Source organism: Cellulomonas hominis, assembly GCF_901521055.1.
Lineage (GTDB): Bacteria > Actinomycetota > Actinomycetes > Actinomycetales > Cellulomonadaceae > Cellulomonas > Cellulomonas endometrii.
On the sequence record NZ_CABEGA010000013.1, the window covers coordinates 52,595 to 70,542 of the forward strand.

Annotated in this window: 17 protein-coding genes; 16 read left to right on the forward strand and 1 reads right to left on the reverse strand. The window is 76.6% G+C overall.

Features of this window, described 5'->3' with window-relative positions; all coding sequences use genetic code 11:
• Position 1: 1 nt before the first annotated feature.
• The gene (locus KJP73_RS03005; protein ID WP_213281274.1) at positions 2–499 is read right to left on the reverse strand and encodes an inorganic diphosphatase; all 498 of its coding nucleotides are present in this window, start codon (positions 497–499) and stop codon (positions 2–4) included.
• Positions 500–715: 216 nt separating this feature from the next.
• On the opposite strand from KJP73_RS03005, the gene dacB reads away from it, so the two are divergent.
• The 16 genes from dacB (at position 716) to nadC (ending at position 17,735) form a co-directional block, all read left to right on the forward strand.
• Positions 716–2,101 carry a D-alanyl-D-alanine carboxypeptidase/D-alanyl-D-alanine endopeptidase gene (dacB, locus tag KJP73_RS03010; RefSeq protein WP_249669052.1) on the forward strand — a complete coding sequence of 462 codons (1,386 nt, stop codon included), beginning with the start codon at positions 716–718 and terminating at the stop codon, positions 2,099–2,101.
• 66 nt (positions 2,102–2,167) lie between these two features.
• Positions 2,168–3,151, forward strand: a complete 984-nt coding sequence (locus tag KJP73_RS03015) for a zinc-dependent metalloprotease (protein WP_213281276.1) — start codon at positions 2,168–2,170, stop codon at positions 3,149–3,151.
• Position 3,152: 1 nt separating this feature from the next.
• Positions 3,153–4,244 carry a tRNA lysidine(34) synthetase TilS gene (gene tilS, locus KJP73_RS03020; protein WP_213281277.1) on the forward strand — a complete coding sequence of 364 codons (1,092 nt, stop codon included), beginning with the start codon at positions 3,153–3,155 and terminating at the stop codon, positions 4,242–4,244.
• A gap of 11 nt (positions 4,245–4,255) precedes the next feature.
• Complete coding sequence (gene hpt, locus KJP73_RS03025; RefSeq protein WP_428830431.1) at positions 4,256–4,795, forward strand: hypoxanthine phosphoribosyltransferase; 540 nt, start codon at positions 4,256–4,258, stop codon at positions 4,793–4,795.
• Positions 4,796–4,946: 151 nt separating this feature from the next.
• Positions 4,947–7,025 (forward strand): ATP-dependent zinc metalloprotease FtsH, encoded by a 2,079-nt coding sequence (gene ftsH / locus KJP73_RS03030; RefSeq protein ID WP_213281279.1) that lies wholly within the window; start codon positions 4,947–4,949, stop codon positions 7,023–7,025.
• A 2-nt stretch (positions 7,026–7,027) separates the two neighbouring features.
• On the forward strand, positions 7,028–7,633 hold the full coding sequence (gene folE / locus KJP73_RS03035) for a GTP cyclohydrolase I FolE (protein WP_213281280.1): 606 nt from the start codon (positions 7,028–7,030) through the stop codon (positions 7,631–7,633).
• A 41-nt stretch (positions 7,634–7,674) separates the two neighbouring features.
• Positions 7,675–8,559 carry a dihydropteroate synthase gene (gene folP / locus KJP73_RS03040; RefSeq protein WP_433995141.1) on the forward strand — a complete coding sequence of 295 codons (885 nt, stop codon included), beginning with the start codon at positions 7,675–7,677 and terminating at the stop codon, positions 8,557–8,559.
• On the forward strand, positions 8,556–9,887 hold the full coding sequence (folK, locus tag KJP73_RS03045; protein ID WP_213281281.1) for a 2-amino-4-hydroxy-6-hydroxymethyldihydropteridine diphosphokinase: 1,332 nt from the start codon (positions 8,556–8,558) through the stop codon (positions 9,885–9,887). Before folP ends, folK begins: the two co-directional genes overlap by 4 nt.
• Positions 9,887–10,384, forward strand: coding sequence for a DUF3180 domain-containing protein (locus KJP73_RS03050; protein ID WP_213281282.1), 498 nt, complete (start codon positions 9,887–9,889; stop codon positions 10,382–10,384). The genes folK and KJP73_RS03050 overlap by 1 nt, the downstream gene beginning before the upstream one ends.
• Positions 10,385–10,464: 80 nt before the next feature.
• Positions 10,465–11,004 (forward strand): PH domain-containing protein, encoded by a 540-nt coding sequence (locus tag KJP73_RS03055; RefSeq protein WP_213281294.1) that lies wholly within the window; start codon positions 10,465–10,467, stop codon positions 11,002–11,004.
• The gene (locus KJP73_RS03060; protein WP_249669053.1) at positions 11,001–12,623 is read left to right on the forward strand and encodes a PH domain-containing protein; all 1,623 of its coding nucleotides are present in this window, start codon (positions 11,001–11,003) and stop codon (positions 12,621–12,623) included. Before KJP73_RS03055 ends, KJP73_RS03060 begins: the two co-directional genes overlap by 4 nt.
• On the forward strand, positions 12,620–13,693 hold the full coding sequence (locus tag KJP73_RS03065; RefSeq protein WP_213281283.1) for a Rossmann-like and DUF2520 domain-containing protein: 1,074 nt from the start codon (positions 12,620–12,622) through the stop codon (positions 13,691–13,693). The genes KJP73_RS03060 and KJP73_RS03065 overlap by 4 nt, the downstream gene beginning before the upstream one ends.
• Complete coding sequence (gene panC / locus KJP73_RS03070; protein ID WP_213281284.1) at positions 13,690–14,598, forward strand: pantoate--beta-alanine ligase; 909 nt, start codon at positions 13,690–13,692, stop codon at positions 14,596–14,598. The genes KJP73_RS03065 and panC overlap by 4 nt, the downstream gene beginning before the upstream one ends.
• Positions 14,599–14,600: 2 nt before the next feature.
• Positions 14,601–15,113 carry an aspartate 1-decarboxylase gene (panD, locus tag KJP73_RS03075; protein WP_249669054.1) on the forward strand — a complete coding sequence of 171 codons (513 nt, stop codon included), beginning with the start codon at positions 14,601–14,603 and terminating at the stop codon, positions 15,111–15,113.
• Positions 15,110–16,810 (forward strand): L-aspartate oxidase, encoded by a 1,701-nt coding sequence (locus tag KJP73_RS03080; protein WP_213281285.1) that lies wholly within the window; start codon positions 15,110–15,112, stop codon positions 16,808–16,810. Before panD ends, KJP73_RS03080 begins: the two co-directional genes overlap by 4 nt.
• 22 nt (positions 16,811–16,832) lie before the next feature.
• The gene (gene nadC, locus KJP73_RS03085; protein WP_249669055.1) at positions 16,833–17,735 is read left to right on the forward strand and encodes a carboxylating nicotinate-nucleotide diphosphorylase; all 903 of its coding nucleotides are present in this window, start codon (positions 16,833–16,835) and stop codon (positions 17,733–17,735) included.
• Positions 17,736–17,948: the final 213 nt, after the last annotated feature.

The following is a 17,948-nucleotide window of genomic DNA, read 5'->3' on the forward strand; positions in this document are numbered from 1 at the left end:
GTCAGTGCTGGTCGTAGCCCGCGTCGATCGCGCGCTGGCGGGAGCGCTCGATCTCCGCCTCGGCCTCGGCGCGGCCGGTCCAGTGCGCGCCCTCGACGGACTTGCCGGGCTCGAGGTCCTTGTAGACCTCGAAGAAGTGCTGGATCTCCAGGCGGTGGAAGTCCGACACGTCGTCGATGTCCTGGCGCCACGCGGCCCGCTGGTCACCGGTCGGCACGCACAGCACCTTGTCGTCGCCGCCGGCTTCGTCCCGCATGCGGAACATGCCGAGCGCGCGGCACCGGATCAGGCAGCCGGGGAACGTGGGCTCCTCGAGCAGCACCAGCGCGTCCAGCGGGTCGCCGTCCTCGCCGAGGGTGCCGTCGATGAAGCCGTAGTCGTCCGGGTACCGGGTCGAGGTGAACAGCATGCGGTCGAGCCGGATCCGGCCGGTCGCATGGTCCACCTCGTACTTGTTCCGCTGGCCCTTCGGGATCTCGATCGTGACGTCGAACTCCACACCCGCTCCTTCGTCGCCGCGGTCCGACGCGCGTCGGCCCCGCGGGCAGCTGATCACGGCGGCGTGCCAGGTGGCGGCGCGCCGCGCCTCAGCACCTAGTGTGACGCACGGACGGCGACGGCAGGGCCCGGAGCGGTCGACAGGCTCGGGGCCGGCACGGACCGGCAGGCACGGGAAGCAGGTGGGCGGGTGGCACGGGCGGCCAGGACGGTGGGCGTGACCGCGCTCGTGGCGGTGCTCGCGGCCGGCGGGTACGCCACCGCGGACGCGTACGACGTGGTGCCCGGCGTGGTGACGCTCGCGCCGGTGCCGGCGCCCGCGGCGCCGTTCCCCGAGGTGCCCGGAGCGGCCGTCGACCCCGCCGGGGCGCAGGTGCTCGCGGACCTCGACGCGGCGGTGCCGGCGCCCGGCGCGGCGCAGGTGCAGGCGCTCGTGCAGGCGCTGGTCACCGACCCGCGGGTCGGGCCGTCGGCGGGCGTGGTGGTCGCGGACGGGCTGACGGGCGAGGTGCTGGCCCAGCACGCCGCTGACGCTCCCCGCACGCCCGCGTCGACCGCGAAGCTGGTCACGGGCGTCGCCGCGCTCACCCAGCTCGGGGCGGACCGCACGTTCGACACCACGGTGCGGCAGGGCCCGGGAGACCAGATCGTCCTGGTCGGCGGGGGCGACATGATGCTGGCCCCCGGCGCGGGCGACGCGGACGCGGTGAACGGCCGGGCCGGGCTCGCGGACCTCGCGGCGCAGGTGGCGCTCCAGCTGCGCCTCGTCGGCCGGGACACGGTCTCGCTGGCCGTCGACGACACCCTGTTCAGCGGCCCGGCGCTCGCCCCGGGCTGGGACCCGGCCGACATCGCGATGGGCTACGTGGCGCCCGTGTCGTCGGTGGCGGTCGACATCGCGAAGATCAGCGCGGGGGAGTACCCGCCGCGGCACGCCGACCCCGCGATGAACGCTGCCACGGTGCTCGCGGCCCGGCTCGCCGAGGTCGGCATCACGGTCACCGGGACGCCGACGCGGGTGCGGGAGCCGGCGACGGGCGACGTGCTCGGCGTCGTGTCCTCCGCCCCGGTCGCCGAGGTCGCGCACTACTTCCTCGACACCTCGGACAACACGATCACCGAGGTCGTGGCCCGCATGGTCGCCCTCGACCTGGGGCTGCCCGGGAGCTTCGAGGGCGCGACGCAGGCCGTGCTGCGCACCGTGCAGACGCGCGGGGTCGACACCGCGGGCGCCGTGCTCGCCGACGCCTCCGGTCTCGCGGACGGCTCCGCGCTGCCGCCCGACCTGCTGCTGGGCCTGCTGCGGCTCGTGGTCGACCCCGCGCACCCCGAGCTGCGCGAGGTCGGCACCGGCATGCCGATCGGCGGGCTGACCGGCACCCTCGCGGACCGGTTCACGTCCGGCCCCGCCACGGGCCTCGTCCGCGCGAAGACGGGCAGCCTCGCCGGGGTGACGTCCCTGGCAGGGCAGGTGCTCGACGCCGACGGCCGGATGCTGCTGTTCGTGCTGATGGCCGACCAGACCGGCGCGGTCGGGCAGTACCAGCCGCGCCAGGCGCTCGACGGCTTCGTCACCCAGCTCGCGGCCTGCGGCTGCCGCTGAGGTCCGGGGACGCCCCGCCGGGGCCGGGCGGCGACGCCGCGCGTGCGGCGTGACTACCGTGGGCGGGTGCAGCCGACCGTCGACTGGGACCTGGCCGCCCGGCTCGCCGCCCGCGCGGTGCGGCCGGGGCCGCCGTCGACGCGCGCCGAGCGGGAGGACGCCGTCGCGGTGCTCCGGGCCGCCGCACCGGTCGCCGCCGGCCACGTCGCGCGCATCACGGGCCTCGTGCCGGCCGCCGGCGCGACCCGGGACCCCGACGTGCGCGTCGTCGACAGGGCGTCGTGGGCCCGCGCGAACGTGCGCTCGCTCCGGGCGCTGTCCTCGCGGGTCGGGCTCGCGGAGGAGCGGGGGCTGCGCGGCACCGCGGGCGCGGGGCAGGTCGCCGCGGTGCTCGGGCTGCTCTCCGGGTCGGTGCTCGGCCAGTACGACCCCTGGGGCGGGCGCGGCACGCTGCTGCTCGTCGCGCCCAACGTCCTGACCGTCGAGCGCTCCCTCGGGGTCGACACCGCCGACTTCCGCCTGTGGGTGACGCTGCACGAGCAGACGCACGCGACGCAGTTCGCCGCGGCGCCCTGGCTCGCCGACCACCTGGCAGCGCGGGTGGCCGTGCTGCTGGCCGACGACGACGCCGCGCCCCACGCCGACGCACCGCGACCCCGGCCGCGGAACCTGCTCGACCTGGTCGACCCGCGGCAGCGCGTCGCGCTGGACGAGGTCGGCGCGGTGATGGCGCTCCTGGAGGGGCACGCCGACGTGACGATGGACGCCGTCGGGCGCTCCGTCGTGCCGTCGGTCCGCCGGATCCGCCGCCGGTTCGAGGCACGGCGCAGCGGCGCCCGCGGCACCGGCGGGATGCGGCGGGTCCTGCGCTCCGTGCTCGGCCTCGACGTCAAGCTCGCGCAGTACCGCGACGGCGCCGCGTTCGTGAAGGCCGTCCGCCGCCGGGTCGGGACCGACGGGCTGAACGCCGTCTGGTCCGGCCCCGCCGCCCTGCCGAGCGCCGCGGAGATCGCGGACCCCGCCGCGTGGGTGCACCGGGTGCACGGCTGACGTGGCCGGCCCGCACCCCGCGGTCGCCGCCGTCCGCAGCGCCGTCGCCGCCGCGCTCGCGGACGTCCCGGAGGGGGCGCTCGTGCTCGTCGCCTGCTCCGGGGGCCCCGACTCGCTGGCGCTCGCGGCCGGTGCGGCGTTCGTCGGGGGCCGCGGCGGCCGGCAGCGCCGGCGGACCGGCGCGGTCGTCGTGGACCACGGCCTCCAGCCCGGCAGCGCCGCGGTCGCGCAGGACGCCGCGGCGGCGTGCCGGGCGCTCGGGCTCGACCCCGTCGAGGTGGTCGCCGTCGACGCGGGCGGTCCGGGCGGGCCCGAGGCCGCCGCACGGGACGCCCGGTACGCGGCCCTGCACGCCGCCGCCGGCCGGCACGGCGCGGCCGCGGTGCTGCTCGGGCACACCCGCGACGACCAGGCCGAGGGCGTGCTGCTCGGGCTCGCGCGCGGGTCGGGCGCCCGGTCGCTCGCGGGGATGCCGCCCGTCCGCGGGGTGCTGCGCCGGCCGCTGCTGGAGGTGACCCGGGAGCAGACCCTGGCCGCGTGCGCCGCACTCGGCCTCGCGCCCTGGCACGACCCCACCAACACCCCGGCGGGCGACGCGGACCGGGCGCCGCAGCGGTCGCGGGTGCGCACGCGCGTGCTGCCGGTGCTGGAGCGCGAGCTCGGGCCGGGGGTCGCCGCGGCCCTGGCCCGCACCGCGGCGCTGCTGCGGGAGGACGCCGACGCGCTCGACACGCTGGCGGCGGGGCTGCTCGAGCGTGCGCTCGTGCCGTCCGGCCCGGGGGAGGTGCTGCTCGACGTCGAGGTGCTCGCCGACGCCCCGGCCGCGCTCCTGGGCCGCGCGCTGCGCACCGCCGTCGTCCGTGCCGGGTCCCCGCCGGGCGCGGTCAGCCGGGAGCACGTGCGCGCCGTCGCGGGCCTCGTCACCGCGTGGCACGGCCAGGGTCCCCTGCACCTGCCCGGGCACGTCGAGGCGTCCCGGGCGTGTGGCAGGCTTGCCGTGCGCGAGGGCAGCCGGAGCGGTGCCGCGCGCGAGGCGGTCGGGCGGTCGGCGCCCGGCCGGAGCGAGACGGACGAGGAGACAGGCGACCGGTGAACGCTGAGGACATGGGCGCGGACCTGGAGCGGGTGCTCCTGACCGAGGAGCAGCTCGGGAACCGCCTGGACGAGATCGCCGCCCAGATCGACGCCGACTACGCCGGCCGGGAGATCCTGCTGGTGGGGGTGCTCAAGGGCGCCGTCATGGTGATGGCCGACCTGGCCCGCCGGATCAGCACGCCGCTGTCGATGGACTGGATGGCGGTGTCCTCGTACGGCTCGGGCACCAAGTCCTCCGGCGTCGTGCGGATCCTCAAGGACCTGGACGCCGACCTCACCGGCCGGCACGTGCTGATCGTCGAGGACATCATCGACTCCGGGCTCACGCTGTCCTGGCTGCTGGCGAACCTGCGCAGCCGCGGCCCGGCGACGGTCGAGATCGCGACGATGCTCCGCAAGCCGGAGGCCGCGAAGGTCGAGGTGGACGTCCGCTACGTCGGGTTCGACATCCCGAACGAGTTCGTCGTCGGCTTCGGCCTCGACTACGCGGAGAAGTACCGCAACCTGCCGTTCGTCGGCACGCTCGCGCCGCACGTCTACTCCTCCTGACGCGCGCGGTGGGCCGCAGGGGGCCGGCTCGCGGGCGCGACGGGCGTCCTGCCCTGGGCGAACAGAGCCCGCCCACCCCAGGTCCACCGTGTAACTTCGGAGCCTCCACCCCTGCGACCGGAGGGACGAGGGGGCACGCCCCCGTCTGCCCATGACACTCAAGCGCCTCACCCGCGGACCCGTCCTGTGGATCGTCGTCGCCGTCGTGATCCTGTGGATCGCGGCCAGCGCGCTGACGTCCTCCGGCGTCCAGCGGATCGACACCTCCGACGGCCTGGAGCTCATCCAGGACGGGAAGGTGGAGCAGGCCCGGATCACCGAGGGGTCGCAGCGCGTCGACCTCACGCTGACCGAGGACTTCACCTCCGGTGGCGAGAACCTGGGCAAGAACGTGCAGTTCTACTACGTCGTGCCGCAGGGCCCGGCCGTGGTCGACGCCATCGCGGACGCCGACCCCGAGGGCGGCTACACCTCGGACGTGCCGCAGCAGTCGTGGTGGGGCAGCCTGCTGACGCTGGTCCTGCCGTTCGTGATCATCCTGGGCCTGTTCTGGTTCCTGATGTCGTCGATGCAGGGCGGCGGCTCGCGGGTCATGTCCTTCGGCAAGTCCAAGGCGAAGCTCGTGTCGAAGGAGTCGCCGCAGGTGACCTTCGCCGACGTCGCCGGCGTGGACGAGGCCGTCGAGGAGCTGCAGGAGATCAAGGAGTTCCTCTCCGAGCCCGCCAAGTTCCAGGCGGTCGGCGCGAAGATCCCCAAGGGCGTGCTGCTGTACGGCCCGCCCGGGACCGGCAAGACGCTGCTGGCCCGTGCGGTCGCGGGCGAGGCCGGCGTGCCGTTCTACTCGATCTCCGGCTCGGACTTCGTCGAGATGTTCGTCGGCGTCGGCGCGAGCCGCGTGCGTGACCTGTTCGACCAGGCCAAGCAGAACGCCCCGGCGATCATCTTCATCGACGAGATCGACGCCGTCGGCCGGCACCGCGGCGCGGGCATGGGCGGCGGGCACGACGAGCGCGAGCAGACCCTCAACCAGATGCTGGTCGAGATGGACGGCTTCGACGTCAAGACCAACGTCATCCTCATCGCGGCGACCAACCGCCCCGACATCCTGGACCCCGCCCTGCTGCGCCCGGGCCGGTTCGACCGGCAGGTGTCGGTCGAGGCGCCGGACCTCAAGGGCCGCGAGCGGATCCTGCAGGTGCACGCGCAGGGCAAGCCGATGGCCACCGACGTCGACCTCACCGTGGTCGCGCGACGCACCCCGGGCTTCACGGGTGCGGACCTCGCGAACGTGCTGAACGAGGCCGCGCTGCTGACGGCCCGCTCGAACGCGCAGATCATCGACAACCGCGCGCTGGACGAGGCGATCGACCGCGTGATCGCCGGCCCGCAGAAGCGCACCCGCGTCATGAAGGTCAAGGAGCAGAAGATCACCGCGTACCACGAGGGCGGGCACGCCCTGGTGGCGGCGGCGCTCCGGTACACCGACCCGGTGACGAAGGTGACGATCCTGCCGCGCGGCCGGGCCCTCGGCTACACGATGGTCATGCCGACGGAGGACAAGTACTCCACGACGCGCAACGAGCTGCTCGACCAGCTCGCGTACGCGATGGGCGGCCGGGTCGCCGAGGAGCTGGTGTTCCATGACCCGACGACCGGCGCGAGCAACGACATCGAGAAGGCCACCGCCACGGCCCGCAAGATGGTCACGCAGTACGGCATGAGCGAGAAGATCGGCGCCGTGCAGCTGGGGCAGGACTCCGGCGAGGTGTTCATGGGCCGCGACATGGGCCACGGCCGCGAGTACTCCGAGTCGCTCGCCGGCACGGTGGACGTCGAGGTGCGCAAGCTCATGGACGCCGCGCACACCGAGGCGTGGGAGATCCTCGTCGAGTACCGCGACGTCCTGGACGCGCTGGTGCTGGAGCTCCTCGAGAAGGAGACCCTGAACCAGAACGAGCTCGAGGTCATCTTCCGGCCGATCACCAAGCGCCCGCCGCGCGAGGTGTGGCTGTCCAGCGAGCAGCGCGCGGTCTCCGACCGCCCGCCGGTCCTGACCGCCGCGGAGAAGGCGGAGCAGAACGGCTCGGTCGTGCCGCAGGACGAGGCCGCCGCCGCCAAGGACGAGCACCCGGCCGTGAGCATCGTCGAGGTCCCGCCGAACCGGACCCCCGACGTGACCGGTCCCGCCAACGCGCAGGCCGACCTGCCGGACGCCGGCCCGCAGGAGTGAGCGTGACCGGCGGCGACGGCCGCGGCAACCACCGCGTGATCCCGGCGTACGACGCCGCGCGCGCGGAGGCCGCCGTCCGGGAGCTGCTGCTCGCCGTCGGGGAGGACCCGGAGCGCGAGGGGCTCCGCGAGACCCCGGCCCGCGTGGCGCGGGCCTACAAGGAGATCTTCGCGGGGCTGCGGCAGGACCCGCGGGACGTGCTCAGCGCGACCTTCGACATCGGTCACGAGGAGATGGTCCTGGTCAAGGACATCGAGGTGTACTCGACCTGCGAGCACCACCTCGTGCCGTTCCACGGCGTCGCGCACGTCGGCTACATCCCGAGCCCGAGCGGGCGCGTGACCGGCCTGAGCAAGCTGGCGCGGCTGGTCGACGTCTACGCCCGGCGCCCGCAGGTGCAGGAGCGGATGACCGGCGAGATCGCGGACGCGCTGGTCGACGTGCTGGAGCCCCGCGGGGTGCTGGTGGTCGTCGAGTGCGAGCACCTGTGCATGTCGATGCGGGGCGTGCGCAAGCCCGGCTCCCGGACCGTGACGTCCGCCGTGCGCGGGCAGATGCGCGATCCCGCGACCCGCGCCGAGGCGATGAGCCTCGTCCTGGGCCGCTGACCCGCCACCGGCTGCCGTCCCCGACCCCCTAGGCTGGCCACGTGCGTCTCCCCTCGCCGCTCCCGGCCCCGCTGACGGCCGCCGGTCGGGCCGGCCGGGCGCTGGTGATGGGCGTCGTGAACGTGACGCCGGACTCGTTCTCCGACGGCGGGCGCTGGTTCACCCCCGAGGCCGCGGTCGCGCACGGGCTGCGGCTGCTGGACGACGGCGCCGACCTGCTCGACGTGGGCGGGGAGTCCACCCGGCCGGGCGCCGCGCGGGTCCCCGTCGCCGAGGAGCTCGACCGGGTGCTGCCCGTGGTCCGGGCGCTCGTGGAGCGCGGCGCCGCCGTCAGCGTGGACACGACTCGCGCGGAGGTCGCGGACGCCGCGGTCGCCGCGGGCGCCGTCGTGGTCAACGACGTCTCGGGCGGTCTCGCCGACCCGGAGATCCGGGAGGTCGTCGCCCGGACGGGCGTGGTCTACGTGGCGATGCACTGGCGCGGCCACGCCGACGTGATGGACGGGCTCGCGGACTACGACGACGTGGTGACGGACGTGCGGCGCGAGCTCGCGGACCGGGTCGCCGAGCTGCGGGCCGCGGGCGTCGGCGACCACCAGGTCGTGCTGGACCCGGGGCTGGGGTTCGCGAAGCCGGGAGCGGCGAACTGGCCGCTGCTCGCACGGCTGCCCGAGCTGGTCGCCGACGGGTTCCCGGTGCTGGTGGGGGCGTCGCGCAAGCGGTTCCTCGGCCACCTGCTGGCGTCGGACGACGGCACGCCCGCGCCACCCGAGCAGCGGGACGCGGCCACCGCCGCCGTCTCGGCGCTCGCGGCGGCGTCGGGGGCCTGGTGCGTGCGGGTGCACGAGGCACGAGGTACGGCGGACGCGGTGCGCGTCGCCGCCCGGTGGACGGCCGCCGCGCCGTCCGGGAAGGACGACCGATGAGCGACGAGGACGTGGTCGGGACGCAGGGGCACCGGCTGGACCGGATCCGCCTGCTGGGCGTGACCGCAACCGGCTACCACGGGGTGTTCCCGCACGAGCGCCGCGAGGGGCAGACGTTCGTCGCGGACGTCGTCGCGCACCTGGACACCCGGCGCGCCGCGGCCACCGACGACCTCGCGCACACGCTGAACTACGGCACGCTCGCCGAGGAGATCGCGGCCGTGCTCGCCGGCGACCCCGCGGACCTGGTCGAGACCGTCGCCGAGCGGATCGCCGCGACCGTCCTCGCCCACCCCCAGGTGCAGGCCGTCGACGTGGCGGTGCACAAGCCGCAGGCGCCGATCACCGTGCCGTTCGGTGACGTGGTGGTCGAGGTCCACCGGGACCGCACCTGGCTGCCCGCCGCCGAGCCGGTGGTGCTGGCCCCGGCGACCTCCGTGCCGGACGGCGTGCCCGCGGCGCCGGCGCCGGTGCTGCCGCCCGCGGACCTGCTCGACGCGTCCCTGCCGTCGGCGCCGGTGGACCTGCCCGCCGCGCCCCCCGGGCCGGTCGCGGGCGCGGTCGCCGGGACGGGGCACGCCGCCGCGGCCGACCCGCTGGACGACGGCGACGTGGTCGACGCCGAGCTGGTGCAGGACGCCCTCGACGTCCCGCCGTCCGAGCCGGTGGAGGTGGTGCTCGCCATCGGGTCGAACCTCGGCGCCGCGCAGGACACCCTGCGGGACGCCGTCGCGGACCTGGCCGCGGTCCCCGGGCTCGAGGTGGTGGACGTCTCGGCGCTCGCCCGCACCGCGCCCGTCGGCGGCCCGGAGCAGCCGGACTTCCTCAACGCGGTCGTGATCGCCCGCACCACGCTGTCGCCGCGCGACCTGCTGCGCGCCACCTCCGAGGTCGAGCGGGTGCACGGCCGGGAGCGCACGGTGCACTGGGGCCCCCGGACCCTCGACGTCGACATCATCGTGTACGGGCAGGTGTCGGCCGTGACCGACGACCTCGAGCTGCCGCACCCCCGCGCGCACGAGCGGGCGTTCGTGCTCCAGCCCTGGGCGCAGGTGCGCCCGGACGCGGTGCTGAACGGCCTCGGCGGCGGGCCCGTCGCCGCGCTGGCCGCGACCGCCCCGGACCGCGACGGCGTGCGCTGGCTCGCGCTCGACTGGCTGACCGCCCCCGTGCCCGCCGCCCTGCCCGACCCGGGCGCCGAGCAGGACGTCACGGTGCAGCCGGCGGTGCGCGAGGACGCCCTGGGGCCGCTGGATGCCCCGGTGGCCGAACCGCTGGACGACCCGCTGGCCGACCCGTTCGGCCCCGCCGGACGGCTGGACCCCTGATGCAGCGGACCCGCCCGAGGAACCTCGTCCTGGTCGCCGTCGTCACGACGGCCGTCGGGTGGCTGGTCGTGCGCGTCCTGGCGAGCCGCGGCTGGACGCTGCCCCAGGTGCCGTGGGCGATGGTCGCCGTCCTGGTGCTGATCGCCGCGGTGGTGCTCGCGATGGGCTGGTCGGTGCGGCAGTACCTGCACGGCAAGCACCCGACGCTCGACCCGATGCGCGCCGCCCGCACCGCGGTGCTCGCCAAGGCGTCCTGCTACACCGGGGCCCTGCTGGCCGGCTGGTACGCGGCGCAGGTCGTCGACGTGCTCGGCGACCTGGCCATCGAGGCGCAGCGCGCCCGTGCGGCGTCCGCGGGCCTGGCGGTGCTCGGCGCCCTGGTACTCGCCGGGGTCGGCCTGCTCGTCGAGTGGTTCTGCCGGGTGCCGCCGCCGGAGGACCCGGAGGAGGCGGCCGGGCCGGCGCCCGACGCCTCGCCGGACGCCGCCGCCGGCTGACGACGGGTCCCGCACGCTCCCGGTACCTGCGATGGGAGGATGACCGCATGACCACGCCCGACGGCGACGCCGCCACCCCGATGCCGGAGCCCGCACCGGTCGCCTCCGCCGCACCCGCGGTCGCGCCGGTCCGCGAGAGCGAGCCGTTCGAGCCCGCCGGCGTCGACTGGACGCCCGTGTCCCCGCGGCTCGCGACGGCCCGGCTCGTGTCGGGCGTCTCGTGGCTCGGCGTGCCGCTGGTCGGCCTGGTCGTCGCCGCCGCGCTGTCCGGCCTGGTGTGGCTCTGGGTGGCCGCGGGCGTGCTCGCGGCGTTCACCGCCTGGGTCGCGTGGCTGGTGCCGCGGCAGGTGCGGGCGCTCGGGTACGCCGAGCGCGCCGACGACCTGCTCCTGCGCAAGGGCATCCTGTTCCGGTCGATGGTCGTCGTGCCGTACGGCCGGATGCAGTACGTGGACGTCACGGCCGGGCCCCTGGCCCGCAAGCTCGGGATCGCGTCGGTGCAGCTGCACACCGCGTCGCCCGGCACGGACGCGTCGATCGACGGCCTGCCGACGGCCGAGGCCGCCCGGCTGCGCGACCAGCTGGCGTCGCGCGGCGAGGCCCGACTGGCGGGGCTGTGACCGGCGACCACGCCGTGCCCGAGCAGGCGCTGCCCGCGGGCGCCGTGCCCGCCGACGCCGTGCCTGCCGACGCGTCGGGTCCGGCCGAGCCGCCCGCGGACGACCTCGCCTGGCGGCGGATGCACCCGGTGACCCCCGCGGTGAAGGGCTGGAAGGTGCTCGTCGCGGCGGTCGCGGTGATCGCCTGGAACGCCGCCGACGACGTCCGCGAGCTCGCGGAGTGGCTCGGCCCGCGCACGTGGCTGTTCGTCGTCGGCGCCCTCGTGCTGGTGGCGCTCGTCGGGTTCGGGTACTCGGCGATCGCCTGGCGGATGACGCGGTTCGCGGTGACGGACGAGGCGGTGCACCTGCGCTCGGGCGTGCTGTTCCGGCAGCAGCGCCAGGCGCGGCTGGACCGGCTGCAGGCCGTCGACGTCGTGCAGCCGCTGCTGGCGCGCATCCTCGGGCTCGCGGACCTGCGGCTGGAGGTCGCGGGCGGGGCGGGGTCGGCGGTGTCGCTGGCGTTCCTGCGCGAGAGCGAGGCCGAGGAGCTGCGGGCCGAGCTGCTGGCGCGTGCCGCGGGCCTGCGCCCGGCCCGGCGCACCGCCGCGGTGAGCGGCCCGGCGCCCGACCCCGCAGCCGCGGGAGCGGTCGACGCCCCGGCCCTCGAGCCCGCCGGCGCGGTCGGCGAGCCCGCGGTCGACGACGGCTGGACGGGTGCCGCACCGGTCGCCCCGGAGCGGCAGGTCTACGAGGTGCCCGTCGGCCGGCTGCTGCTGTCGACCCTGCGCTCGTCGGCGACCATCTGGCTGGTCGTGATGATCGCCGTGCTGGTCGTCCTCATCGTGACGTCCGGCCGGTTCGAGTCGGCGTTCGCGGTGCTGCCCGCGCTGCTCGGCGTCGTGTCGTACACCTGGAGCCGCTTCAACCGGGGGGCGAACTTCCGCGCCGCGATCTCCCCGGACGGGATCCGCCTGCGGCACGGCCTCACCGAGTCCCGGGCGCAGACCGTCCCGCCCGGCCGGGTCCAGGCGGTGCAGATCTCCCAGGGGCTGCTGTGGCGCGGGCCGGACTGGTGGCGCGTCGAGGTGAACGTCGCCGGGTACGGCGCGGGCCCGGACCAGGCGCAGACGGAGAACGTGCTGCTGCCCGTCGGGACGCGGGACGAGGCCCTGCTGGCGCTGTGGCTCGTGCTGCCGGACCTCGGCACGGCCGACCCCCGCGGGCTCGTGGACGCCGGGCTCACCGGCCGGGCGAGCCGCGACGGCGCGGACGACGGCGACAGCGGGGCCGGCTGGGCCACGGCGCCCCGGCGCTCCCGCTGGCTCGACCCCGTCGGCTGGCGGCGCCACGGCGTGACGGTCACCGACCGGGCGCTGGTCCTGCGCTCCGGCGTCCTCGTGCGCCGGCTCGTCGTCGTCCCGCACGAGCGCACGCAGTCGCTCGGGCTCGCCCAGGGGCCGCTGCAGCGCCGCCTCGGGGTCGCGTCGTTCCAGCTGCACTCGACGCCGGGACCGGTGTCGCCGCGGGTGGACCACCTGGACGCCCGCGTGGCGGCCGGGCTGCTGGACGAGCAGGCGGCGCGCGCCCGCACCGCGCGTGCCGGGGCGGGGCCGGAGCAGTGGATGCGCCGGGCATGACGCGGCTGGGGATCGGCGTCGTCGGCGCAGGCCGGGTCGGCGCGGTGCTGGGCAGCGCGCTGCGCGCCGCCGGGCACCCGGTGGTCGGGGTCAGCGCCGTGTCCGAGGCGTCCCGCGACCGGGCCGACGCGCTGCTGCCGGGTGTCCCGGTGCTGGACGTGCCGGAGGTCGTGCGCCGCGCGGAGCTGGTGCTGCTGGCCGTCCCGGACGACGCGCTCGAGGGCCTGGTGACCGGGCTCGCCGCGACGGGCGCGTGGCAGGCCGGGCAGATCGTGGTGCACACCGCCGGCCGGTACGGCGCCGCGGTGCTGGACCCGGCGCGCGCGGCGGGGGTCATCCCGATCGCTCTGCACCCGGCGATGACGTTCACCGGGACGTCGCTCGACCTCGCCCGCCTGGTGGGCTGCACGTTCGCCGTCACCGCGCCGACGCCCGTGCTGCCCATCGGCCAGGCCCTGGTGGTCGAGATGGGCGGGGAGCCGGTCGTCCTGGACGAGTCGGCCCGGCCGCTCTACCACGCGGCCCTCGCGCACGGCGCGAACCACCTGGTGGTGCTGGTCGCCCAGGCCGGCCAGGCGCTCGCGGCCGCGGGCGTCGCCGACCCGGGGTCCGTGCTGCGCCCGCTGCTGTCCGCCGCGCTCGACGGGGCGCTCCGCGCGGAGTCCGCGGGCGGCGGCCGTGACGCCGGCGACGACCCGACCTCCGGCGCGGTGACCACCCTGACCGGCCCCGTCCGCCGCGGCGACGCGGGCACGGTCCGCGACCACCTCGACGTGCTCACCGCGCTCGGGGTCCGGACGGGGGCCACCGACGTGGCCGCGTCGTACCGGGCGCTGTCCCGTGCGGCGACCGGCCGGGCGCTCGCCGCCGGGCTGCTGCGCGCCGACCAGGGGCAGGCGCTGCTCGACGCGCTGGCGACGGCGGGACCCGCCCCGGGCGAGGGGGTCCCGCCGTCCGGCCCGGCTCACGCTCCTGGGGCCGACGGGAGTACGGTGCACGGCGCGCACGACGACGAGGACGGCGGGACCGGCGACCCCGGGCCCGGCGTCGACCAGGAGGACCAGGCATGAGCGAGGCACGGACCGGTGCCCCCACGGTGGTGCGCACGCGCGCGGAGCTCGCGGCAGCGCTGCGCCCGCCGACGGCCGGCCCCGCGGCGGCCGGCTCCCGGACCGGGCGCGCCGTCGTCATGACGATGGGAGCGCTGCACGCCGGCCACCTCGCGCTCGTGCGCGAGGCCCGCGCCCGCGCCGAGCAGGTGGTGGTGACGATCTTCGTCAACCCGCTGCAGTTCGGGCCCACGGAGGACCTCGACCGCTACCCCCGCGACCTGCCGGGCGACCTCGCGTCGCTCACAGCGCCGGACCTGCTCGGCGAGGGGGACGTGGTGTTCGCGCCGGCCGCCGAGGAGATGTACCCCGACGGCGCGCCCGTGGTGCGGGTCGACGCCGGGCGGATCGGCACGGTCTACGAGGGCGCGACCCGGCCCGGGCACCTCGACGGCGCGCTGACCGTCGTGCTCAAGCTGCTGCACCTGACCGCCCCGGACGTCGCCGTGTTCGGCCGCAAGGACGTGCAGCAGCTCGCGGCCGTGACCCGGATGGTGCGGGACCTGGACCTGCCCGTCGAGGTCGTCGGCGTGCCCACCGTGCGGGACGCGGACGGCCTCGCGCTGTCCTCCCGCAACGTGTACCTCTCGGGCGCCGAGCGGGAGCAGGCGCTGGCGCTGAGCCGGGGCCTCGCGGCCGGGCAGGCCGTCGCGGCGGACGGCGGCACCCCCGACGCGGTGCGGGCCGCCACCCGGGACGTCCTGGACGCGGCCGGCGTGGGCACCGACTACGTGGCGCTGGTGGACCTCGACGCGTTCGCCGACGTGACCGGCGCGGTGCCGGCGGTCGGCACCGCCGTGCTCGCCGTCGCGGCGACCGTCGGGAGCACCCGTCTGATCGACAACTCCGACGTGAGGTGGGCGTGACCATGACCTCGCTGCTGCGGCCGATGATGATCGGCAAGATCCACCGCGCGACCGTGACGCAGGCCGACCTGCACTACGTCGGGTCCATCACGGTCGACGCGCACCTGCTCGCGGCCGCCGACCTGCTGCCCGGCCAGCAGGTGGACGTCGTGGACGTCACGAACGGCGCCCGCCTCACCACCTACGTCATCGCGGGGGAGGCCGGCTCGGGCCAGGTCTGCATCAACGGCGCCGCCGCGCACCTGGTGCACCCGGGCGACGTGGTGATCCTCATCGCCTACGGGATGCTGTCCGACGCCGAGGCCCGCACCTACGAGCCGCACGTCGTGCTCGTCGACGCCGACAACCGCGTCATGGACACCGGCCACGACCCGGGCACGGTGCCCGCCGAGTGGACCGCCGCGTCGGGGCTGCACCCGAGCGGCGTGCCGTTCGACGAGGGGCGGGCGCTCGTGGAGCACGACGGGCAGCCGAGCGCGCCGGACGACGCACGGGACGCAGGCGCCGCGCGGTGACCGTGCGCCTCGCGCGCCGGCTCGCCGCCCCCGCACCGGGCTGGACCGTGCGGGCCGACGCGGTGGTCGTCGGGTCCGGGATCGCCGGGCTGACCGCGGCCCTCGAGCTGCGCACGCGCGTCCCGCGGGTGCTGCTGGTGACCAAGGGCGAGCTGGTCTCCGGCTCCACGGTGTGGGCGCAGGGCGGCATCGCGGCGGCGCTCGACCCGGCGGACTCCCCGGAGGCGCACCTGCGGGACACGCTGGTCGCCGGGGTCGGGCTGTGCGACCCCCGGGCGGTCGAGGTCCTCGTCACGGAGGGCCCGGCGCGGGTGCGCGAGCTCGTCGCGCGGGGCGCCGTGTTCGACACCGAGCCCGACGGGAACCTCAGCCTCACGCGGGAGGGCGGTCACCACGCGGACCGCGTCGCCCACGCCGGCGGGGACGCCACCGGGGCCGAGATCTCCCGCGCGCTCGTCGCGCAGCTCGAGGCCGTGCGCGCGGACCCGGGGATCGAGGTCGTCGAGCACGCGCTGGTCCTCGACGTGCTGACCGGCGCGCCGGGCCGGGACGGTCGCCCGGGTGCGGTGTGCGGGGTGACGCTGCACGTGATCGGCGAGGGCAGCCGTGACGGTGTCGGAGCGGCCCTGGCCCCCGCGGTGGTGCTCGCGACGGGCGGCATCGGGCAGGTGTTCCGCTCGTCCACCAACCCCGCGCAGGCCACCGGCGACGGCATGGCGGCGGCGCTGCGGGCGGGCGCGACGGTCGGCGACGTGGAGTTCGTGCAGTTCCACCCGACCGTCCTGTGGCTCGGGTCGGGCGTCAAGGGCCAGCTCACGCTGGTCTCCGAGGCGGTGCGGGGCGAGGGGGCGTACCTGGTCGACACCGACGGCCACCGGTTCCTGCCCGAGGTGCACCCCCTCGCGGAGCTCGCGCCGCGCGACGTCGTGTCCCGCGCGATCGTGCGGCAGCTGGCCCGCACCGGCTCGGACCACGTGCTGCTCGACGCCCGGCACCTCGGCGCCGGGCGGCTGCGGCGGCGGTTCCCGACGATCGCGCAGCGGCTGGCCGAGCACGGGCTGGACCTCGCGACCGACCTGGTCCCCGTCGCCCCCGCCCAGCACTACCACTCGGGCGGCGTCGTCACGGACCTCGTCGGGCGGTCCTCGGTGCCCGGTCTGTACGCGGTGGGGGAGGTCGCCTGCACCGGCGTGCACGGGGCGAACCGGCTCGCGTCGAACTCGCTGCTCGAGGGGCTCGTGTTCGCCCACCGCGCCGCGCACGACATCGCTCGGCGCGTCGAGTCCGGCGCGCTGCGCCCCGCGGAGCCCGTCGAGCGGCCCGGCCCGGAGGCCCTGGTCGCCGGGGCGGCGCGGTCCCGGATCCAGCGGATCGCCACCGACGGCGCCGGCGTGCTCCGGTCGGCCGCGGGGCTGGAGGCCGCGGCGCAGGCGCTGCGGGCCGTCCGGACCGACGCCCACCGGGCGCCCGACGGCGCGGACCGGGCCGTCGCCGACCCGCAGGTCGCGGAGTGGGAGACCACGAACGTGCACCAGGTGGCGAGCGTGCTCGCCGCGACGGCGGCGACCCGGCGGGAGACCCGCGGCGGTCACCTGCGCAGCGACTTCCCCGCGAGCGACGACGCCTGGCTGCTGCGCGTCGAGGCGGACCTCGACCCGGACGGCGTGCTGGTCCAGCGCCGCGCGCCCCTGGTCTGACCGCGCCCCTAGGCTGGCGCGCGTGAGCCACGACCTCGACCGCCCGCTCGACCCCGCCTGGACCGCCCGCACCGTCGCCGTCGCGCTCGACGAGGACCTCGGGCCCGCGCCGGGCCGGGACGTCACGACGCAGGCGACCATCGCGGCGGACGTGCCCGGCGTCGCGCACCTGGTGGCGCGGGCCGCGGGGGTCGTCGCCGGGCTGCCGGTCGTGGCCGAGGTGCTGCGCCAGGTCACCGACCGCCTCGGGCTGGCGCCGGCGACCGTGGAGCTGCGGGTGGCCGACGGCACCGCCGTCGCACCGGGTGACGTGCTGGCGGTGCTGCGCGGACCGGTGCAGGCGCTGCTCGTCGCCGAGCGCACCGCCCTCAACCTCGCGTCGCGGGCGTCGGGCGTCGCCACCCACACCCGCCGCTGGGTGGACGCCCTGGCCGGGACCGGCACGCAGGTGCTGGACACCCGCAAGACCACGCCGGGTCTGCGGGAGCTCGAGAAGTACGCGGTGCGCCGCGGCGGCGGGACCAACAAGCGGATGGGCCTGCACGACGTCGCGATGGTGAAGGACAACCACGTCGTGGCCGCCGGCGGCGTCGCGGCGGCGGTGGCGGCCGTGCGCGCGCGGTTCCCGGACGTGCCGATCCAGGTCGAGGCCGACACGACCGACCAGGCGCTCGAGGCCGTGGCCGCCGGGGCGCGGTTCCTGCTGCTCGACAACATGCCGACGCCGGTGCTGGCCGAGACGGTCGCGGCGGTGCGGGCGGGGGAGGCGACGACCGGCCGGGTCGAGCTGGAGGCCACCGGCAACCTGACGCTCGACCGCGCGGCCGAGGTCGCCGCCACGGGCGTGGACTACCTGTCCGTCGGGGCGCTCACGCACTCCTCGCCGATCCTCGACCTGGCGCTCGACCTCGTCGCGGGGGCGTGAGCGGTCGCGTGACGAGAGGGGTGCGCGGCGCTCGGTAGGATCGGGCGGGTGACCGCCCCCGTGCCCCCCGCCCCGTCTCTTATACACATTTCCGAGCCCACGAGACGCTACGCTACATCGTATGCCCCCCTCTGCTTGTAAAAAAACAAAACCACCCAATTACAAAAATCTTCCTGGACCATCTGAATTTGCTTTTCCATACGCTTCCGCATA

Excerpts from the sequence above, each read along its gene's own strand:
- hpt (WP_428830431.1), top strand. The coding sequence starts at position 4,256 with ATGGGCGCGGACCTGGAGCGGGTGCTCCTGACCGAGGAGCAGCTCGGG.
- ftsH (WP_213281279.1), top strand. The coding sequence starts at position 4,947 with ATGACACTCAAGCGCCTCACCCGCGGACCCGTCCTGTGGATCGTCGTC.
- folK (WP_213281281.1), top strand. The coding sequence starts at position 8,556 with ATGAGCGACGAGGACGTGGTCGGGACGCAGGGGCACCGGCTGGACCGG.
- KJP73_RS03050 (WP_213281282.1), top strand. The coding sequence starts at position 9,887 with ATGCAGCGGACCCGCCCGAGGAACCTCGTCCTGGTCGCCGTCGTCACG.
- KJP73_RS03055 (WP_213281294.1), top strand. The coding sequence starts at position 10,465 with ATGCCGGAGCCCGCACCGGTCGCCTCCGCCGCACCCGCGGTCGCGCCG.
- KJP73_RS03065 (WP_213281283.1), top strand. The coding sequence starts at position 12,620 with ATGACGCGGCTGGGGATCGGCGTCGTCGGCGCAGGCCGGGTCGGCGCG.
- panC (WP_213281284.1), top strand. The coding sequence starts at position 13,690 with ATGAGCGAGGCACGGACCGGTGCCCCCACGGTGGTGCGCACGCGCGCG.
- panD (WP_249669054.1), top strand. The coding sequence starts at position 14,601 with ATGACCTCGCTGCTGCGGCCGATGATGATCGGCAAGATCCACCGCGCG.